This window comes from Mesorhizobium sp. P170090, from assembly GCF_057786115.1.
Genome location: NZ_JBYNWH010000001.1, coordinates 6,329,805 through 6,347,908, shown reverse-complemented (window position 1 = coordinate 6,347,908; position 18,104 = coordinate 6,329,805). Strand labels below are relative to the sequence as shown.

The following is an 18,104-nucleotide window of genomic DNA, read 5'->3' as shown; positions in this document are numbered from 1 at the left end:
CAGCATCCTCGCGGCGATTATGACCCTTGCCAAGGGTTTCGCCAGAGACGGAATTGGCGCATCCTTGCTTGGCTTTGAAATTTTCGTCCGCTGGACCAGTTTTAGAGGTGGCCCTTTCATTCTGGTATTCTGGTAGGACCAGATTGCCTTGATGTGCAGCAATGACGACTTGGTGACTGCCTGCTGAAGCTATTTTCCTTGTTTCTGGCTGGACCAGAGTGAGCAAAATGGTGCAGATTTGATCGAAAGCCAAGGGATCGGCCGCTGCACGACCGGCGATCCCACGGAAATCAGGGAGAGAACAATGAACATTGCCCCGGGCAAGAGCGCCGTGAGCAATATCCCGTTCGACCAGGCGAGGGTCGACCGGCTGATGGAAGAGGCCGGCATCGATGTTCTGCTCGCGACGTCCAAGCACAACACGCAGTATCTGCTCGGCGGCTACAAGTTCATCTTCTTTGCCGCCATGGATGCGATCGGCCATAGCCGTTACCTGCCTATCGTCCTCTATGAAAAGGGCGGGCCCGATCATGCCGCCTATATCGGCAACCGCATGGAAGGCGCCGAGCACCAGAACAACCCGTTCTGGACGCCGACGCTGCATGCCGCCTGCTGGGGCACGCTTGATGCTGCCAATCTTGCGGTCGAGCACATCAGCAAGATCGGCAAGGCCGGCGCCCGCCTCGGCATCGAGCCGGCCTTCCTGCCGTCGGACGCCTATGCGCTGATCCGCAAGGCGTTGCCGGATGCCAGGCTGATCGACGCGACCGGCATGCTGGAGCGCATGCGCGCCATCAAGACGGACGCCGAGCTGGAAAAGCTGCGTATTGCCTCCGAGCTAATCACGGATTCCATGCTGGCGACCATCCAGTGGGCGCATGAAGGCAAGACCAAGGCCGAGATCATCGAGCATCTGCGGCGCGAAGAAACCAATCGGGGCGCGCATTTCGAATATTGCCTGCTGACGTTGGGCGCCAGCCACAACCGCGCGGCGTCACCGCAGGCTTGGAAAAAGGGCGACGTGCTGTCGATCGATTCCGGCGGCAATTATCACGGCTATATTGGCGACCTCTGCCGCATGGGCATTTTGGGCGAACCGGATGCCGAACTGGAAGATCTGTTGGCCGAGGTCGAGACAGTGCAGCAGGCGGCGTTCTCGAAGGTGAGGGCAGGCACCATCGGCGGCGACATGATTTCGCACGCGGAGGGCGTGCTGAAGGCGTCGAAGGTCGCGCCCTATACGGATTTCTTCGCCCACGGCATGGGGCTGATCACGCATGAGGCTCCGTTCCTGATGACCAACCATCCGGTGACCTATGAAGGCACCTATGCCGCCAAGCCGCTGGAGACAAACATGGTGCTGTCGGTGGAGACGACCATGCTTCACCCGACGCGGGGGTTCATCAAGTTGGAGGACACGTTGGCGGTGACGGATACGGGATATGTGATGTTTGGGGATCGGGCGCGGGGGTGGAATAGAGGTGGGATAGCCTAGCTCGGCGCTACCCCCTCACCCGGATTGCCATCCGAATTCCGAAGGGCAATTCGGGGCTATCCGACCTCTCCCCGAGGGGAGAGGAGTTTGCGCCGGCGCTGGCTTCTGCCTCTTCTCCCCTCGGGGAGAAGGTGGCCGCGAAGCGGCCGGATGAAGGGGGCCTTTCGCGATTACTTCCCCGCCGGGATCAACCTGAAATCCGGCAACTCCCGCAGCACCAGTTCGGGTCCGGCCGGCGAATAGACGACGAAGAGCTGCATCGGCCCATCGCCCGTGTTCAGTGTCGAATGGAAACGGCTTTCCGGCACATAGATGGTGCAGCCGGGGCCGACCTTGGCGACGACCGGATTGCCGTTCTCGTCTTCGACCATTTGTTCGCCATTGCCTGAGATGACGAAGATGATTTCTTCCGCGCCGGGGTGGTTGTGGCGGGTGTGGCCCTTGCCTGAGGGCAGGTCGACGACGCCGCCGGAAAAGCGCTCAGCGCCATTCACTTCAGGCGCGACCGTCAGCGACAGCTTGCCCCAGTCAAAGCCGAAGGCGCTCACGTCCTTCGGGTATACGAACACCTTGCTCTTGTCGGTCATGATCTCATCCCTTCTTTTTCTTCTGGTCGTGCGGCGTGACGGCCTTGAAATCCGCCGTCTGCCTGGCGATCGCGGCTTCAGCCGGCAGCCGTTCCATCGAACTCGCGCCATAAAAGCCGTGCAGGCCCTTGCAGCGGTCGAGGATGTAGCGGGCATCATCCGGCATCGAGATCGGCCCGCCATGGCAAAGCAGGATGACATCCTTGCGCACCGAGCGCGCCGCGTTGGCGATGGCGTCGATCTCGACCACGCAGTCGTCGAGCGACTTGGCCGACGTGGCTCCGATCGAGCCGCCGGTCGTCACCCCCATATGGGCAACGACGATGTCGGCGCCGGCTTTTGTCATGGCGCGCGCCTCGTCGGGGTTGAAGATATAGGGCGTGGTCAGAAGATCGAGCTTGTGCGCCTCGGCGATCATGTCGACCTCCAGCCCGAAGCCCATGCCGGTTTCCTCAAAACTCTGGCGCATGCTGCCATCGAACAGGCCGATGGTCGGGAAATTCTGCACGCCGGAAAAGCCCATCGTCTTCAGCTCGGCAAGCAGCAGCGGCATGATGACGAAGGGATCGGTGCCGTTGACACCGGCCAGCACCGGCGTCTTTTTGACCACCGGCAGCACCTCGTAGGCCATTTCCTTGACGATCTCGTTGGCGTTGCCATAGGCGAGCAGGCCGGCAGCCGAGCCGCGCCCGGCCATGCGGTAGCGGCCGGAATTGTAGATGATGATGAGGTCGATGCCGCCGGCTTCCTCGGCCTTCGCCGACAAGCCGGTGCCGGCGCCGCCGCCGACGATGGGCACGCCGTCGGTGATCATCGCCTTGAACTTCTTCAATATGTCTTTGCGCGGTATTGCGGGCATTTGTTGACTCTCACTATCTGGCGATGTCGAGGAAGGCCGCGGTTGCGGCTTTGGCAAATTCCGGATCGTTGATGTGCAACGGCAGGCGTGTGACGCGGCGCGTGGCGCTCGGCCTGATGGTGCGCTCGATGGCATCGAACAGCACGGCGTCGGCTTCGAGGTCGAAGAAGGCGCCGCCCTCGATGTCGAGTGCCGAGACGCCTTTTTCGGGGATCAGGAAATGCACAGGGCCCTCGCAGCGAGCGAGCCTGGTGCCGATCCACTCGCCTATGCCGCGGCATTCATTCGCCGTGGTGCGCATAAGCGTGACGTTGGGATTGTGCTCGTAAAACAGCCGGCCCCTAAACTTCTCGGGAATGGTCGGCGGCGCCCAGAAATTGACCATGTCCAGCGCGCCGACCGAGCCGACATAGGGCAGCTTGGTGCGGGCGATAGCGCCGAAGCGGTCTTCCGTCGCCGGCAGCACGCCGCCGAACAACAGGTCGCAGACTTCCGTCGTGGTGATGTCGATGACGCCGGCGAGCAGGCCCGAGTCCGCGAGCTTCTCCATCGAGCGGCCGCCGGTTCCGGTGGCGTGGAAGACCATGCAGTCGTAGTTGGCGCGCAGCTGGTCGGCGATGGCGGTCACGCAAGGCGTGGTGACGCCGAACATGGTGAGCCCGAGTGCCGGCTTGCCAGTGGCGACTGGCGCCGGCCTGGCGGCCATGCCGGCGATTGCCTGCGCCGCATTGTGCAGCACGACGCGTGACAGCCGGTTCAGTCCCGCCATATCGGTGACCGATGGCATCATGATGATGTCGGAGACGTCGACATAGGGCGCGGTGTCGCCGGAGGCGAGCGTCGAGACCATGATCTTGGGCAGCCCAAGCGGCAGCGCGCGCATGCCGGCAGTGATGATCGACGTGCCGCCGCCGCCGCCAATGCCGATCACGCCTGATATGTCGTCGCGCGACTGAATGAAACTGGTGAAGGCGGCGCCCATGCCGGCCACTGCCGTGCCGCGATCATCGATGCCGAGCACGCCACTGGCTCCATCCGGATGATGCGCCGCGACCTCGCTGGCCGGGATATCGACCGGCACGGTGGCGCCGCGCGTTCCGATGTCGACACGGGCAACCGAACTGCCGGTGGCGGCAATAGCATCGGCCAGGAAGGCAAGTTCCTCGCCCTTGGTGTCGGCTGTGCCCACCACGTAGATGCGCTTCATCGCGTTTCTCCCGTCACCGGCCGACCGGCGCCGGGCCGCCTGTCGCCCTTTGCCGGCCTTTCGGTGGGCAAAGGTCATTGCAATTTTTTGAGACGCGCGTATCGTATTGACATGGAAGTCTCACGTCAACAAGCCGCTGGGAACGACGACGCCAACGAGGCTGCAGAACGCGGCCCGCGGGCCCGCACAAAACGGCTGATGCTGGAGACGGCGACGCGGCTGATGCAGGCGGGCGTCACCCCGTCTGTCAGCGAAGTCGCGGAGGCGGCGCAAGTGTCGCGCGCCACCGCCTATCGCTATTTCCCAAGCCAGGCAGCCCTGGTGCAGGCGGTGGTCGACGAGGGGCTTGGGCCGATCCTGACCTGGCAATCGACGTCCACCGATGCCGGGCGCCGCGTCGCCGAACTGTTCGACACCGCCATGCCGCGCATCGAGGCTTTCGAGGCAACTTTCAAGGCGGCGCTGAAACTGTCGCTCGACCAATGGGCGCAGCGGCAGGCGGGCACGTTGGACGGCGAACCGCAATTCACGCGCGGACATCGCGTCCAGCTGCTGAAGGACGCCATCGCACCGCTCAAGGGCCGGCTGCCGCCGCGCGAGTTCAAGCGACTGGCACAGGCGCTGTCGATGATGTTCGGCGTCGAAGTGCTGATCGTGCTGAAGGATATATGGGGGCTCGATAGCCGCGGCATGCGGTCGGTCGCGCAATGGGCGGCGGGCGCCCTTGTGCGCGCCGCGGTGGCGGAATCAACGGCTGAAATCGATGCGGCCCCGACGGCGGCATTGGCGAAATAGCGCCAATCTGGTTCGACCAGATTTGGATGCCCACTATTGATGTTAACCGGGATGGCAGTGCCGAAACAAGGCTCTCCTATATCAACGAGTAGGAAAATTCAGGGAAAACAGTCGGATACATGAAAAATCCGGTTATACAAGGTCCGGTGGTGATCCAAGAAAGAGCTTGACGGCTATCCAAAATTGGTAATACCAGATCAGGAAAGAAAAGGCGGATCGAGAATGACAGCCGCAGTCCATTTCGGCAGGACGAGGAGAATCATACGGATGGCGCGTGTTCCGTCCGCACGAGGTGGCGCATCGTGACGCAGACGTCGCCTCGCGCCAGTGACGGCAAGGGGATTGCGCTGCGCCTCGATGGGCTCAGCAAGGCCTATGGATCCGTGCGCGCCATCAACGACCTGAGCTTCGCCGTCGACGAAGGCCGCTTCTTCGTACTCTTCGGGCCGAGCTCCGTTGGCAAGACGACGACGCTGCGCACTATCGCCGGCCTCGTCAAGGCCGACTCCGGCACGCTTGAGATCGGCGGCCGCGACATGGCCCATGCGCCGATCGCCGGCCGAGGCATCTCGATGGTCTTCCAGTCTTTCGCGCTTTACCCCCACCTCACGGTCTATGACAATCTCGCCTACCCGCTGCGCGAGGAGAAAGCCGCGCGCGCCGAGATTGACAAGCGGGTGAAAGAGACCGCCGAGATCCTGAAGCTGACACACCGCCTGAAGGCCAAGCCGGCAACCCTGTCCGGCGGAGAGCAGCAGCGCGTCGCGCTCGGCCGCTCCCTGATCCGCCGGCCAAAGATTCTTCTGCTCGATGAGCCGCTCACCAATCTCGACGCCAAGCTTCGGCACGAGACGCGCGCCGAGCTGAAGCGGCTGCACCGCCAGTTCGGCATGACCGTGATCTATGCCACGCCCGACGAGATCGAGGCTCTCTCGATGGGCGAGACGATCGCCGTCATGCGCGATGGGGGTATCGTCCAGATCGGCACGCCAGACGAGCTTTACGAGCAGCCGATCGATACCTATGTCGCCAGCAAGATCGGCTCGCCGCACATGAATCTGTTCACGGCCTCGGTGCGCGCCGACACCAGATCTTTCGACACGCCGCTCGGGACTCTGGTTCCGGCGACGGCGCCAAAGACTGCCGATGCCAACGAGGCCGCGCTGATCGGCATTCGCCCGAGCGACATTCGGCTCGCCGCCAAGGGCGAAGCCGGGGTTGCCTCGAAGGTGCATCTGGTCGAACCGCTCGGCGACATAACGATCGTCTCGGTCGAGGCCGGCGGCGAGATGTTGCGCATGGTGCTGCCGGAAGCGATCGCCGCCAGCATCAGGACCGGCGATTCGGCATCGATCGCCATCGATAACAGGAAAATCCACGTCTTCCGCGCCGCGAGCGGCCAGGCAATGACCTGACTCGAAAGGCGAGAAGCAATCCGGTTAACCAAGGGAGGAAACGCGAATGACGGCGATGACCAAACTGAAAGGGCTAGCGACAGCCGCAAGCTTCGCTGCCACACTACTGGTGGGAGGCGTGACCTATGCCTCTGCCGAAGAAGTGACGTTGACGATGGCGGTGCCGGATTGGCCCCCGACCCGCATTATGAAGAAGTTCTTCGACGAGCAGTACAAGCCGAAGTCTGGCAATACTGTGAAGCTCGATGTGGACTTCATTCCGTGGCCGGATTTCTACACCCGCGTCAACGCCTCGTTGACCTCGGGCGAAAAGAAGTACAACTTCATCGTGTCGGACTCGCAGTGGCTGGGCGCCTTCGTCGAAGGCGGCTACTTCCGCAAGATCAACGATCTCATCGATGCCGACCCGGAACTCAAGGCGACGATGGAGTCGATGCATCCCGCCGTGCTCAACGCCTACTCGACCTATCCCAACAGCACGCCGAACTACTACGGCTTCCCGCAGTTCCCGGACGTGCTGGTCACCTACGGCCGCAAGGACGTGCTCTGCAACAACGACGAGCAGGCCGCCTACAAGGCGAAGTACAATGAGAAGCTGCCCTGCACCGGCGAAGAAATCGACGCCATGGACTGGAACACGTTCGAGCATGTTGGCGAATTCTTCCAGCGCAAGAAGGGCGACAAGCTCGCCGGCCAGGTGCTGGATGACGATTTCTATGGCATCGCCTATCAGGCAGGCAAAGGCTACGACTTCTCGACGAGCTCGGTCCACACGTTCGTCTGGGAGCATGGCGGCGGCATCTGGGATGAAACCAAGGCCCCGACCGGACATGCCGAAGGCGTCGTAAACTCCCCGAAGTCCATCGAGGGCATGGAGCATTTCCTCAAATTGCTGAAGTTCATGCCGCCGGTGGTCAAGACCGGCACCATGGACATCTTCGTCTCGGACCAGTTGTTCCGTGAAGGCAAGGTGGCCATGAACATCGACTGGATCGGTCTCGCCGAAGCCTCGCTCGATCCCAAGACGTCGAAGGTTGCCGACAAGCTGGTGTTCGGATTGGCGCCAGGCCTGCGCGGTGCCGACGGCAAGGTGAATCGTACGTCACAGATCGGCGGACAGCCTTTCGTTCTCACCACCTGGACGACGCCTGAGCAAATCAAGGAAGCGGTTGGCTTCGTGAAGTGGTGGCTCTCGCCTGATATCCAGCACCAGTTCGCCGCCGGCGGCGGCCAGTCCGCGATCAAGTCGGTCTACAGCGATCCGAAGTATGTGACCTATCGTCCGTGGGACCGCGCCTGGGCGAACTCGCTCGACTGGCAGAAGGACATGTGGCACGTGCCGCAGTTCTTCGAACTGCTCACCCAGCAGCAGGACCAGTACGACCTAGCCATCACTGGCAAGCAGGACGCCAAGACCACCTTGGATAACATCGCCAAGTTCCAGGAGGACCTCCTGAAGAACGATGGTCTTATCCAGTAACCTTCCGACATAGCTGCGGGGAGCGGGCAAAAGCCGCTCCCCGTCATTGCCACTTCAGGCGCTCCATATTTCGGACTCCCATGACCGCTGTTTCAAGCACGCTGCTGACACCACGCCTTACCGCGGTTGTTGCCCACAACTGGAAACTCGCCATCGCTGTCGCTGTCGTCGTGTCGGCCATATCAATGGCGGGCTTGCCTGCGGCTGTCTCCTTCTGGGTGGTGGGCGCCGCGGTGGCGTTGGTCGCGGCCGCATTTACCGTCAACGCGTATCGCCGCCACTACTTCGGCGCCTTGCTGGTCGCTCCGGCAATCGCCGTTCTGTTTGTGATGAATATCTTCCCCCTGCTGTGGTCGCTGGGCCTTTCGTTCTTCGCCTACCAGGCAAACCAGCAGACGATCCGCTTCGTCGAACTCGGGAACTACATCCGGATCCTTACCAACGATCTCGCTGCTCACGCGACTTGGGGCGCGCTGATCAACACCGCCATGTTCGTCGTGTTCACCGTCTCCGCGCAGATGATCGTCGGCTTTCTGCTGGCCATCCTGTTCGCCAAGCAATTTCCGCTGCGCAAGTATTTGTTGATCCTGGTGCTGACACCGATGATGCTTTCGGTTGTCGCCTCTGGCGTGTTCTTCACCTACTACTATGACCCGACATTCGGGATTCTCAGCTACGTCATCAATTCCATCTCCGGCAACCAGTTCATCCTGATGAGCAACAAAGTCGGTGCCGTGGCGGGAATCGTTTTCGCCGACGCATGGATGTGGTCGCCCTTCGTCATGCTCCTTGTGCTGGCGGGCCTCGTCTCGGTGCCGAAATACCTTTACGAGGCCGCTGCCATCGACCGTATTTCCAGCTGGCGGCAATTCTGGATGATCACCTTCCCCTACATCCGCGGCCTTCTGATGTTGGCCCTTCTCTTCCGCACCATCGAGGCATTCAAGCTGGCGGATCTCGTCATCCTCCTCACCAAGGGCGGCAACGACACGCTGACGATCTCCTATCACTTGATCCGCATCGCCAACGAGCAGAACAAGACGAGTGAGGGCGCGTCGATCTCCTATCTGATGCTGTTCATGGTGATCGTTCTCACCAACCTCTACCTGTACCTCGCAAACCGCCGTACGCAGGGAGCCTAACCCGTGACCGAATCGATATTGGGAAAGCTCGGCTTCCGCAGGGCCAGCGGAGTAGACGAGGCCGGCTGGGGGCGGACGCTCGCCGTGGCCGTCGTCGCCTTTATCTATTTTCTGCCGGTGCTGTTCATCATATTCACCGCCTTCAAACCGCAGGGCGACGCGCTTCTGGTGCCTCCGACGCTGTCGCCCACGTCGCTGTTCGGCTTGATTCCGGATCATTTTGTGTTCAAGCCCACGCTCGAAAATTTTGGGTCCGTCTTTTCTCGCTCGATGACGTCGGGCGGTGCCCCGGAAGCGACAGGATTCGACCGTTATTTCTTCAACTCGATCTTCATCGCCTCGGCTTCGGTGCTGCTGGCGCTGGTCATCGGCACCCTGGCGGCCTTCGGCTTCTCGCGCTATCCGCTGAAAGGCAATGACACCTACCTGTTCATCATCCTGACCACGCGCATGCTGCCGGCGATTGTGGTGATCATTCCGGTGATCCTGATGTTCCGCGTAGTGGGCCTGTCGGGCTCGTATCTCGGCATCATCATGCTCTACACCGCCTTCAACTTGGCCTTCACCATCTGGATGATGAAGAGCTTCTTCGATGAATTGTCGCCAGACGTCGAGGATGCCGCCCGCCTCGACGGATCGTCCGGAATGCGGGTGTTCTTCAAGATTTGCCTGCCCCAGGTCATTGCCGGGCTCGCCGCCACGTTCGTGTTCGGCCTGATCCTCACCTGGAACGAGTTCCTCTTCGCCCTCTTGCTCTCGGGGCCTGACACGAGGACGGTCCCGGTCGCCATGAACCAGGCCGTGTCGTCGGGTGGACGCGGCACCGACTGGACTTTGCTTGCCGCCATCGAAACCCTGTTCCTCGTCCCAGTCTTCCTGGTCACCTTCTTCTTGCAAAACCATCTGTTGCGCGGTGTTACCTTCGGCACGGTGAAGCGCTGAGATGTCAACCATCGAACTCCGCAAAGTCACCAAGCGCTTCGGCTCCTTCACCGCGGTCAAGGACGTTGACCTGTCGGTGGCCGCCGGTGAGGTCGTCTGCCTTCTCGGCCCGTCCGGCTGTGGCAAGACGACGACCTTACGCGTCATCGCCGGGCTGGAAAGCGTCACTGACGGCGAGGTCGTCGTCGCCGGCAAGGTGATGAACAAACTGCCGCCCGAAAAGCGCGACATCGCCATGGTGTTCCAGTTCTACGCGCTCTACCCGTCGGCATCGATCGCCGAGAACATCGCCTTCCCGCTCTATCATGACGGCATTTCCGGGGCTGAGCGGACTGCCCGCGTCAACCGCGTCGCCGCGATCCTTCACTTGGAGCACGTTCTCGACCGGCTGCCGAACCAGATATCCGAGGGCGAAAAGCAGCGCGCCGCCATGGCCCGCGCCATCGTCCGCGACCCCAATTGCTTCCTCTTCGACGAGCCCTTGTCGCGTCTCGATGTCGAACTGCGCCAAACCATGCGTGGCCAGATCAAGGAAGTGCTGCAGGGCCTCTCCAAAGCGACCGTGATCGTGACCCATGACCAGCTCGAAGCGCTCACCATGGCCAACCGCATCGCCATCATGAAGGACGGCCTGATCGAGCAAGTCGGCTCACCGCACGAGGTATTTGCCAAGCCCGCCAATGCTTTCGTGGCGAGCTTCATCGGCACGCCGCAGATGAATCTTCTCGAGGCCGACCTCAAGGCCTTCGCCGATGGCACGGCGGACATGACCGTTGCCGGCATTAGTCTGGCGATCCGCACGGACGCGGCGGTCGCGCGCCTGCAGCCCGGCAAGGTGACGATCGGTGTCCGCCCCCGTGCTTTCACCGTGACCGATACGGGGGACCGTGGCACCATCTCCGCCAGAGCCGAGCTCATCGAGCCCATGGGCGCCGAAACCCTTATTCATGCCCGCACGGCGGCAGGCGCCGACATCCGCGTCGTGGTGACGAGAAGCCAGTGGGTCAAGGTCGGCGAGGCGCTGAATCTACGCCCCGATCCCAGGCAAACCCATGTCTTCGATGGCGCCGGAAAGGCGGTGCGGTCATGAGCGACAGTTCTTCCGGCATGAGCCGCGCCGGCGCGTTCCGCCTCGAGCTCTTCATCATTGGCCTCGGCGTCTTGGCGCTGGTGCTGATCTTTCAACCCTTTTCCATCGGCCTGTACGCGGTCGGCAGCGGTCTCGTGGTGCTTGCCGGGCTCATCAACAACCTGCTGCCGTTGGCCCAGCCGGGCGTCAAGGTGCGCAGTGTGGTGACCGTAGCGCTGGTCGTGGCGCTGGTCTTCTGCATTGCGCTGCTGGTATCGATCACGGCGGCGCATCTCTACGGCGTCTTCTTCCTCAATCCACCGGACCCCAACACTCTCGCCGGCAAGGCGCAGCTCGCCACGCCGCCTTTCTACAAGCAGGCTTTCGTGTGGGAAATCGCCGCCGCGGCGGTGATTCTCGCGCTGATCGTCACCGCTCTCAACAAGACAGCGCGATGATCAGCAGCTGACGCTATCCGGCAGGTCGCGCTCGCGCCCGTCCGCGACGGTCGGTGTGCGTCGCCCTCTCAACTCTCACGCTGTCATCCTCCGGCTTGACCGGAGGACCCGACGCCGAGATCAAGGATCGTGTCGACCGCGCCGCCAAAACACTCAGGATCGAACATCTGCTCGACCGCAAGACCGATCGTCTGTCCGGCGGCGAGATGCAGCGCGTTTCGATCGGCCGCGCCATCGTGCGCAAGCCGCGCGTGTTCCTGATGGACGAACCGCTGTCGGCGCTCGACGCCAAACTGCGCGAGGCGCTGCGCACGGAACTGAAGAACCTGCAGATCCAGCTTGGCGCCACCTTCCTGTTCGTCACCCACGACCAGATCAAGGCGATGTCGATGGGCGACAAGGTGGGCGTGCTCAACCATGGCCGCATCATCCAGACCGGCACGCCGCACGAGATCTATAACAATCCGCGCGATAACCTATGTGGCCAGCTTCGTCGGCTCGCCGCCGATGAACCTGATCGATGGCAAGCTGGTCAACGGCCGCGCGGTGATGGCGCCGCTAAATTTCGAACTGCCTTTCTCTGGGGGTGCCAAGGCGGGCGGTGCGACCGACGGTCGCCCGCTCGTCTTCGGTATTCGACCTGAGGATGTGTATCTTGAAAGCGGTGCGCCGGTCGAGGCACGCGTCCACGATGTCGAGAACCATGGCGTGGAAAAGATCCTGACTCTGCGGGTCGGCGACACGACGCTGCGCGCCACGGTGCCGGCCAGAACCGATGTCCAGATCGAGCAGCCGGTGCGCTTTGCCTGGAATCAGGACAAGGTGGTGCTGTTCGACAAGGGCAGCGGCGTGAGCTTGCGGCACGCCAGCTAGTTGCGGTCGAACGACGGCGCCGCCTGACTATTTCTGGAAGTAGGTCTCGTAAGGCGTATCGTTGATCAGCAGGATCACGCACTCCGTCTCGGAGAGGCAGGCGTCGTCGTGCATCTCGTTGGCCTTCTGGGTCCAGTAGGATCCCGGCGGCAATTCGACCTTCGTCGCTTCGCCGCCGTCCATTTGCCAATGCGCCCACAGTCCCTTGATGACCACCGCGCGATAGTCGGCGGTGTGCGCATGAACCGGCGCGCGCCAGTTGCCGGGAACTTTCAGCAAGGTGCCCGCCGGGCCTTTGGCCCGGTCACCCCACAACGGGCCAAGGCGATGCGGCTGGTCTGGCACTTCGGCGACATAGGGGATCTTGTCGGCCGGGAGATAGCTGTCCTCGAGGGCAAAGGCGCGAGCGGGAAAGACGCAAGAAACGGCGAGCGCCAGAAACGCGCTGTCTTCGGCGGCCTGGTGGTCGACAATGCCGGTGTGGCCAGCGCCTTCGCCTATTGTGGCGCTGCGACCTTGCTGGCGGCGATCGTTGTGTTCGCGCGCGGCCCTAAGCGCGTCGAATAGCCGATAGCCATCCTTGGCTGAAGCAGCGGGCCCGAGAACTATCAAGGTTTTCGGGGCGTTGCTTTTGTGGTGAGAGGCCACCGTAGGGTCAGACCGCGCGGCCGTCGAAGTCGAAGACCGGCAGGCCGGTGGGATCGAAATCGGCGACGCAGTTGAGGTTGATGTAGGCGCTGCGTTCGCTGCCCTGACTGACATCCTCGGCAAAGGGATGGATGCCGCAGGTGCGGCAGAAGCGATGCGCCATTGCATGATTGCCGAATGTGTAGGTGCCGAGATCGTCGCCCCACGCCAGCACCGTCAGGCTGTCATGCGGGATGGCGGCCAACAGCGCGCCCTTGCGCGAGCAGATCGAACAATTGCACCGCACGGCGCCGGTCAGCTGCGCCTTGAATTCGAACGCAACCTTGCCGCAGTGGCAGCTGCCTTTGTACAGCATCAGTCCCTTCCTATCGCTGGCAGGTGCAAAGGCACGCTGTCCGGGCTATTCCTTCCGCTGACCTAGCGGCCCATATGCCTTAAAGACGCTCCACCTTGACGGAATCCGACATCGACATGCAATCAATCCGCGATCGTCTCGAGATCATCCTGTCACGTCTTGCCAGTTGCGCGGCAGGCGAGAAGGTGTTCACCAAACTCTATGCCGAGGCGGCGCGCGCAGCGGCCGAGGCCACCGATGCGCGCAAGAAGGCCGGCGTATCGCTCGGGCCGCTCGACGGCACCATCGTGTCGATCAAGGATCTGTTCGATGTCGCCGGCGAGCCGACCACGGCCGGGTCGCTGATGCTGAGGGACACCGCGCCCCGTCGGCACGACGCTGCGGTCGTCAGCCGTCTGCGCCAGGCCGGCGCCGTCATCATCGGCAAGACCAACATGACCGAATTCGCCTTCACCGCTATCGGCGACAACATGCACTACGGCACACCGGGCAATGCCGCCGACACCAGCCGCATTCCAGGCGGTTCGTCGTCGGGCGCCGCCGTGTCCGTTGGCGAGGGGACGAGCGACATTTCCATCGGCTCCGACACCGGCGGTTCGGTGCGCATCCCGGCATCGCTGAACGGCGTCGTCGGTTTCAAGCCGACGGCGCGGCGCGTGCCGCTGACTGGTGCCTATCCCCTTTCCGCGACGCTGGATTCGATCGGGCCGCTGGCGCTGAGTGTTGCTGCGTGTGCCCTGGCTGACGCCGCGATGACGGGCGAGCAGATGCCGCAACTGCACCTGCCGTTAGCGCTTGCCGGGCTTCGTGTCGGCATTCCGCGCGGCCTGCTTTTCGAAGACACGGAAACGGAGATTGCCGCCGCGTTCGATCGCAGCCTTGCCGGGATCGAGCAGGCAGGCGCGTGGCTCACGGACATTTCGATCGACGACCTCATTGCCGATCTGCGCCTGGCCACCAAACGCGGCTCGATCGCGGCCATGGAAGGTTCTGAAATCCATGCCGACTGGCTGGCGACGGGCGCATCGGTGCCGGTCGATCCCCATGTCAGCGGGCCGCTGTCGCGGGCGGCGGCCATACCGACGCCGGTTTATATCAGGGCAATGCGTCGTCGCGCGGCACTGTGCATAGCCATGGACGAGCGGTTGGGTTCGGTCGATGTGCTAGCTCTGCCGACCACGCCGGTGACAGCGCCGACTATCGTTTCGATGGCCGAGGATACGGCTCTGCGTGAACGCACCGAAGGTCTGCTGCTGCGCAATACCCAGGTCGCCAACCAGTTCGACCTCTGCGCGATCTCGCTGCCGATGCCCGGCATGACGCTGCCGGCCGGACTGATGCTGGTGGCGCGCAATGGCCACGACCACCATCTGCTGCGCATCGCGGCTGAAGTCGAGCGGCTGCTCCGATAGGCAGCGAGCCGTAGGTCGGCAGTCAACGTGCCGCGCAGCGCTTGCGCTCGCTTTTCTTGGAGGAGCGTTCGATTTTGGTAACGACCAGCATCGGCGGATCGTTCGGCTGGCCGCGATGCTGGATCGATCCTCGGACGACGAGTTTTCCAGCATAAAGCTTGTCGGAGAGGTCAGGTGCCGATCTGTCCAGCGGCGGCAATTCCGTAGTGTTGAGCTCCACGCCTTTAACGACATTGCCGGTGGTCAGATCCAGCGCATTGCCTGACGGGCAGGGCGCCATCATGCAGACGATCCCATTGCTGCAATAGACATAATCGCTGCTTTGTGCCGCCGCGAGCGAAGGTAAGGCCACGATCGACGACACTGCGAGAACCAGAGATGCGAAGCGAAAACCGGACATGGTTCACGCGTCCGCCGGGAACCGTCTGCGGTAATGCTCGACCACGTCGGGATTGCGCAGATTGACAGGCAGCCGGTTGGCCAGCACCAGCAAGGTCTCGCCGGCCGCGCCCACGCCCATGCGCATCATCGATTGCTCGGTAATCCCCGCCATATGCGGGGTGACGATAACATTGTCGAAACCGAAATAGGGATGGTTTGCCGGCAGCGGCTGCGTGGCAAAGACGTCGAGTGCGGCGCCGCCGATCCGGTCTTGGCGCAAGGCCTCGATCAGCGCCTCGTCGTCGATCACCGGTCCGCGCGAAATGTTGATCAAAAGCGCGTCCGGCTTCATGCGGGCAATGCGTTCGCGGCTGATCAGGCCGCGCGTTTCCGGCGTCAGCGGGCAGCAGAGCACGATGATGTCGCTCTGTTCGATCAGCGCATCGATCGACAGGAAGCCGATCCTGTCGGGTGCCGGCTGCATGCTGCGGGTCGTCGCCACGACGTCGAGGCCGAAGCCGTGCGCGGCGATATGGGCGACCGCCTGACCGATGGCGCCGAAGCCGATGATGCCGATGGTCTTGCCGGCAAGCTCGCTGGCATGGCTGGCGTGGTCGCGGCCGGCATTCCAGCCCTTGGCGCGCAAGTCGCGGTCTACCGAACGGAAGCGCCGAAGCAGGGCAAGGGCCGCGAACATCACATATTCGGCGACCGAACGCGCATTGACCGCCGGCACGTTGGCGACCAGCACGCCGGCCGCGGCCGCGGCCTCCATCGGCACCATGTCGAGCCCGGCGCCGTGGCGGACCGCTGCTCTGAGTTTCGTGGCGTTTTCGAACAGCGACGGCGGCAGCGGTGCGCGAACGATGATGACGTCGGCATGCTTCGCCTCGGCGGTCAGCGTTGCCGCATCGAGCGCTGAGGCGACGACGAGTTCACCGGCGCCCGCCAGCATTGCGGAGGCACGCGGATGCAGCGTGTGCGTCGACAGGATTCTGGGCATGGGGCTCTCGCTAGTCGCAATTCTCAAAGGAAAGCGCCGCGCGCTTTTCCCAGAAAAACCGTTTCACACCTTTCCTGGAATTGCACTAGACCTTCTCAAGTGCCAGGCTTTGCGCTTGCGCCTCCCGGCCCTCGATGATCCCCTTCCAGTAGCTTTCCGCGCCTTGCAGGTGGGCGCTCATCAGCGCCTGGGCGAGATTGCCGTCGCGACGCAGCAGCGCCTCGTAGATCTGGATATGCTCGGCATGCGAGCGCACTGAGCGCTCGGGATCGTTGAAGTAGATCGGCAGCCGCTGCTCGCCCATCAGGTAATAGACACTGCAGATATTGTGGAAGACGCCGTTCTTGGTCGCCCGCACGATTTCGAGGTGGAATTCGCGGTCTTCCTTGGCGAGGCCTTCGCCGGCGGCGATGCACTCCTCCGAGGATTTCAGGATCTCCCGCAGGCGTTCGAAATTCTCTTCAGTGGCGCGGGAACAGGCAAGTTCGGCGGCCTTAATCTCGTGGATCTTGCGCAGTTCGACGGTCTCGTAGATTTGCACCGGGTCGAGCGGCAGGCCGGCACGGGCAAACAGCGCCAGCGCCTCGACACTGGCCTGCCTGGTGTCGACATAGATGCCGGATTTGGCGCGGCGCTCGACGATGCGCATGGCCTCCAGAATGGCCAGCGCCTCGCGGATCTGGCCGCGACTGACGACGAAATGCTCCGCCAGTTCGCGCTCCGAAGGCGTGCGGCCGGTCTCCTTGTCCGAATGGGCGAAGAGATAGGCGGCGAGCTCGGCGAGAAGGTTCTTTTCTTTCATCGTCAACCGCGTTGCGCGTGCGCCTCCAGGAACCGCTCCGAAATGGTGAATCCCAGACCCGGCTTTTCAGGGATCGCTATCATACCGTCCCTTGCTTCGACAGTCTCTTCGATAAGATCGTGGATCATCGGGTTGGCGCCGAGCGAATATTCGACGGTAAAACTGGCAGGCGAGGCCGCACAAACATGCAGGCCGGCGAAGAAGCATGGCGCGCCGGCCCACAGATGCGGGGCAAAGCGCAGATTGAAGGCACTGGCGATGGTGCCGATCTTCATCGCCTCGCTGATACCGCCGCAAAAGGCCGGATCCGGCTGGAAGATGTCGGCGGATTTCAGCACCGCGAGATCGCGGAAGGCGTAGCGCGTCGCTTCGCTTTCGCCGGTGGCGATCGGGATCGAACCCGAGGCGCGCACCTCGGCCATACCAGCCTTGTCGTCGGCGATAACAGGCTCCTCGAACCAGGCGAGGTCGAGATCGCTGGCCAGGCTGATGAAGCGCTTGGCCTCGGCCACCGTATAGGTGCCGTGCGCGTCGACCATCAACTCGACGTCAGGACCGAGCGCCTGCCGTGCGGCGCGGACGCGGGCGGCGGAAATGTGCGGGGCGCCGTCCATGGCGCCGACGCGCATCTTCAGCGCCTTGAAGCCGCCTTTGGCGATGTAGGATTTGAGCTGCTCGCCGATAGCGTCGGCGGCAGCCCAGCCGCCGGAGGCGTAGGCCGGCATGCGGTCGAGCTTGCGGCCGCCGATGAGCCGCCACACCGGCTGTCCCAACGACTTGCCCAGAATATCCCAGAGCGCGATATCGACGGCGCTGATTGCCGCAATGCTCATGCCGCGCCGCGCCAGCTGCGGCATGGCATGGCCGGCGCGCGCGGCACTGTCATGGCGCACGCCGTTGTAGAGCATCTCCCAGATCATGCCGATGTCGGCGGGGTCGCGGCCGATCAGCTGCGGCCCGACCTCGTGATTCAGCATGTAGACCAGCGCACCATAGCTGCCGGCGCTGCCGGCGGCGTTCTTGCCCTCGCCCCAGCCGATCAGCCCGTCGTCAGTCTCAATGCGCAGGATGGCGGCGTCGAACGTCGTCACCTGGCCAAAGTCGCTGCGATGCTGCTTCGCGGCCTCAATCGGCACGCGGACCCACCACGCCTGGACCGTTTTGATGCGCATCCCGATCGG

18 protein-coding genes and 1 pseudogene are annotated in these 18,104 nt (G+C 62.9%); 10 read left to right on the top strand and 9 right to left on the bottom strand.

All coding sequences use genetic code 11. The features are described from left to right. The first annotated feature begins 304 nt into the window (after nucleotides 1-304). Complete coding sequence (locus AC3EML_RS30635; RefSeq protein WP_023804583.1) at nucleotides 305-1,495, top strand: M24 family metallopeptidase; 1,191 nt, start codon at nucleotides 305-307, stop codon at nucleotides 1,493-1,495. Between the two features lie 170 nt (nucleotides 1,496-1,665). Here AC3EML_RS30635 and AC3EML_RS30630 read toward each other — a convergent pair whose 3' ends face one another. Genes AC3EML_RS30630 through AC3EML_RS30620 form a run of 3 tightly spaced genes read right to left on the bottom strand, consistent with a single transcriptional unit; the run spans nucleotide 1,666 to nucleotide 4,148 of the window. After that, a complete protein-coding gene (locus AC3EML_RS30630) occupies nucleotides 1,666-2,082 on the bottom strand; it encodes a cupin domain-containing protein (protein ID WP_023753232.1) in 417 nt (138 codons plus the stop codon). A gap of 4 nt (nucleotides 2,083-2,086) precedes the next feature. Then, nucleotides 2,087-2,941 carry a phosphoenolpyruvate hydrolase family protein gene (locus AC3EML_RS30625; protein WP_352518464.1) on the bottom strand — a complete coding sequence of 285 codons (855 nt, stop codon included), beginning with the start codon at nucleotides 2,939-2,941 and terminating at the stop codon, nucleotides 2,087-2,089. A 13-nt stretch (nucleotides 2,942-2,954) separates the two neighbouring features. Further along, on the bottom strand, nucleotides 2,955-4,148 hold the full coding sequence (locus AC3EML_RS30620) for a Tm-1-like ATP-binding domain-containing protein (RefSeq protein ID WP_023815722.1): 1,194 nt from the start codon (nucleotides 4,146-4,148) through the stop codon (nucleotides 2,955-2,957). 111 nt (nucleotides 4,149-4,259) lie between these two features. Between AC3EML_RS30620 and AC3EML_RS30615 the strand changes: the two genes are divergently transcribed. The 8 genes and pseudogenes from AC3EML_RS30615 to AC3EML_RS30580 form a co-directional block, all read left to right on the top strand. Further along, nucleotides 4,260-4,943 (top strand): TetR/AcrR family transcriptional regulator, encoded by a 684-nt coding sequence (locus AC3EML_RS30615; RefSeq protein ID WP_352521602.1) that lies wholly within the window; start codon nucleotides 4,260-4,262, stop codon nucleotides 4,941-4,943. Nucleotides 4,944-5,245: 302 nt separating this feature from the next. After that, entirely contained in the window at nucleotides 5,246-6,358 is a 1,113-nt protein-coding gene (locus AC3EML_RS30610; RefSeq protein ID WP_027048959.1) for an ABC transporter ATP-binding protein, read from the top strand. 46 nt (nucleotides 6,359-6,404) lie between these two features. After that, a complete protein-coding gene (locus AC3EML_RS30605; protein WP_023728574.1) occupies nucleotides 6,405-7,838 on the top strand; it encodes an ABC transporter substrate-binding protein in 1,434 nt (477 codons plus the stop codon). An 80-nt stretch (nucleotides 7,839-7,918) separates the two neighbouring features. Then, nucleotides 7,919-8,980, top strand: coding sequence for a carbohydrate ABC transporter permease (locus AC3EML_RS30600; RefSeq protein ID WP_488505383.1), 1,062 nt, complete (start codon nucleotides 7,919-7,921; stop codon nucleotides 8,978-8,980). Nucleotides 8,981-8,983: 3 nt separating this feature from the next. Next, entirely contained in the window at nucleotides 8,984-9,922 is a 939-nt protein-coding gene (locus tag AC3EML_RS30595) for a carbohydrate ABC transporter permease (RefSeq protein WP_023728572.1), read from the top strand. Nucleotide 9,923: 1 nt separating this feature from the next. After that, the gene (locus AC3EML_RS30590) at nucleotides 9,924-11,012 is read left to right on the top strand and encodes an ABC transporter ATP-binding protein (protein WP_023733630.1); all 1,089 of its coding nucleotides are present in this window, start codon (nucleotides 9,924-9,926) and stop codon (nucleotides 11,010-11,012) included. Continuing rightward, on the top strand, nucleotides 11,009-11,449 hold the full coding sequence (locus tag AC3EML_RS30585; RefSeq protein ID WP_023728570.1) for a hypothetical protein: 441 nt from the start codon (nucleotides 11,009-11,011) through the stop codon (nucleotides 11,447-11,449). The genes AC3EML_RS30590 and AC3EML_RS30585 overlap by 4 nt, the downstream gene beginning before the upstream one ends. Nucleotides 11,450-11,565: 116 nt before the next feature. Then, nucleotides 11,566-12,322 (top strand): annotated as a pseudogene (locus AC3EML_RS30580) (ABC transporter ATP-binding protein); the annotation flags it as partial. Nucleotides 12,323-12,349: 27 nt separating this feature from the next. Here AC3EML_RS30580 and AC3EML_RS30575 read toward each other — a convergent pair. Together AC3EML_RS30575 and AC3EML_RS30570 are read right to left on the bottom strand one after the other, a co-directional pair. Continuing rightward, nucleotides 12,350-12,760: a DUF4437 domain-containing protein gene (locus AC3EML_RS30575; protein WP_027048960.1), complete on the bottom strand. Its 411-nt coding sequence runs from the start codon at nucleotides 12,758-12,760 to the stop codon at nucleotides 12,350-12,352. Nucleotides 12,761-12,977: 217 nt separating this feature from the next. After that, complete coding sequence (locus AC3EML_RS30570) at nucleotides 12,978-13,325, bottom strand: GFA family protein (RefSeq protein ID WP_023669842.1); 348 nt, start codon at nucleotides 13,323-13,325, stop codon at nucleotides 12,978-12,980. A 116-nt stretch (nucleotides 13,326-13,441) separates the two neighbouring features. Here AC3EML_RS30570 and AC3EML_RS30565 point away from each other — a divergent pair, with 116 nt between their 5' ends. Continuing rightward, nucleotides 13,442-14,737 carry an amidase gene (locus AC3EML_RS30565; RefSeq protein ID WP_352500401.1) on the top strand — a complete coding sequence of 432 codons (1,296 nt, stop codon included), beginning with the start codon at nucleotides 13,442-13,444 and terminating at the stop codon, nucleotides 14,735-14,737. 22 nt (nucleotides 14,738-14,759) lie between these two features. Here the strand turns inward: AC3EML_RS30565 and AC3EML_RS30560 are convergent, their stop codons facing one another. The 4 genes from AC3EML_RS30560 to AC3EML_RS30545 all read right to left on the bottom strand — a co-directional run bounded on the left by AC3EML_RS30560 (nucleotide 14,760) and on the right by AC3EML_RS30545 (nucleotide 18,095). Then, nucleotides 14,760-15,137, bottom strand: coding sequence for a hypothetical protein (locus AC3EML_RS30560; protein WP_023692018.1), 378 nt, complete (start codon nucleotides 15,135-15,137; stop codon nucleotides 14,760-14,762). A 3-nt stretch (nucleotides 15,138-15,140) separates the two neighbouring features. Then, a complete protein-coding gene (locus tag AC3EML_RS30555; protein WP_023686626.1) occupies nucleotides 15,141-16,121 on the bottom strand; it encodes an NAD(P)-dependent oxidoreductase in 981 nt (326 codons plus the stop codon). An 85-nt stretch (nucleotides 16,122-16,206) separates the two neighbouring features. Further along, nucleotides 16,207-16,923, bottom strand: a complete 717-nt coding sequence (locus tag AC3EML_RS30550) for a FadR/GntR family transcriptional regulator (protein WP_352521601.1) — start codon at nucleotides 16,921-16,923, stop codon at nucleotides 16,207-16,209. A gap of 2 nt (nucleotides 16,924-16,925) precedes the next feature. Continuing rightward, nucleotides 16,926-18,095, bottom strand: coding sequence for a mandelate racemase/muconate lactonizing enzyme family protein (locus AC3EML_RS30545; protein WP_023683009.1), 1,170 nt, complete (start codon nucleotides 18,093-18,095; stop codon nucleotides 16,926-16,928). Nucleotides 18,096-18,104: the final 9 nt, after the last annotated feature.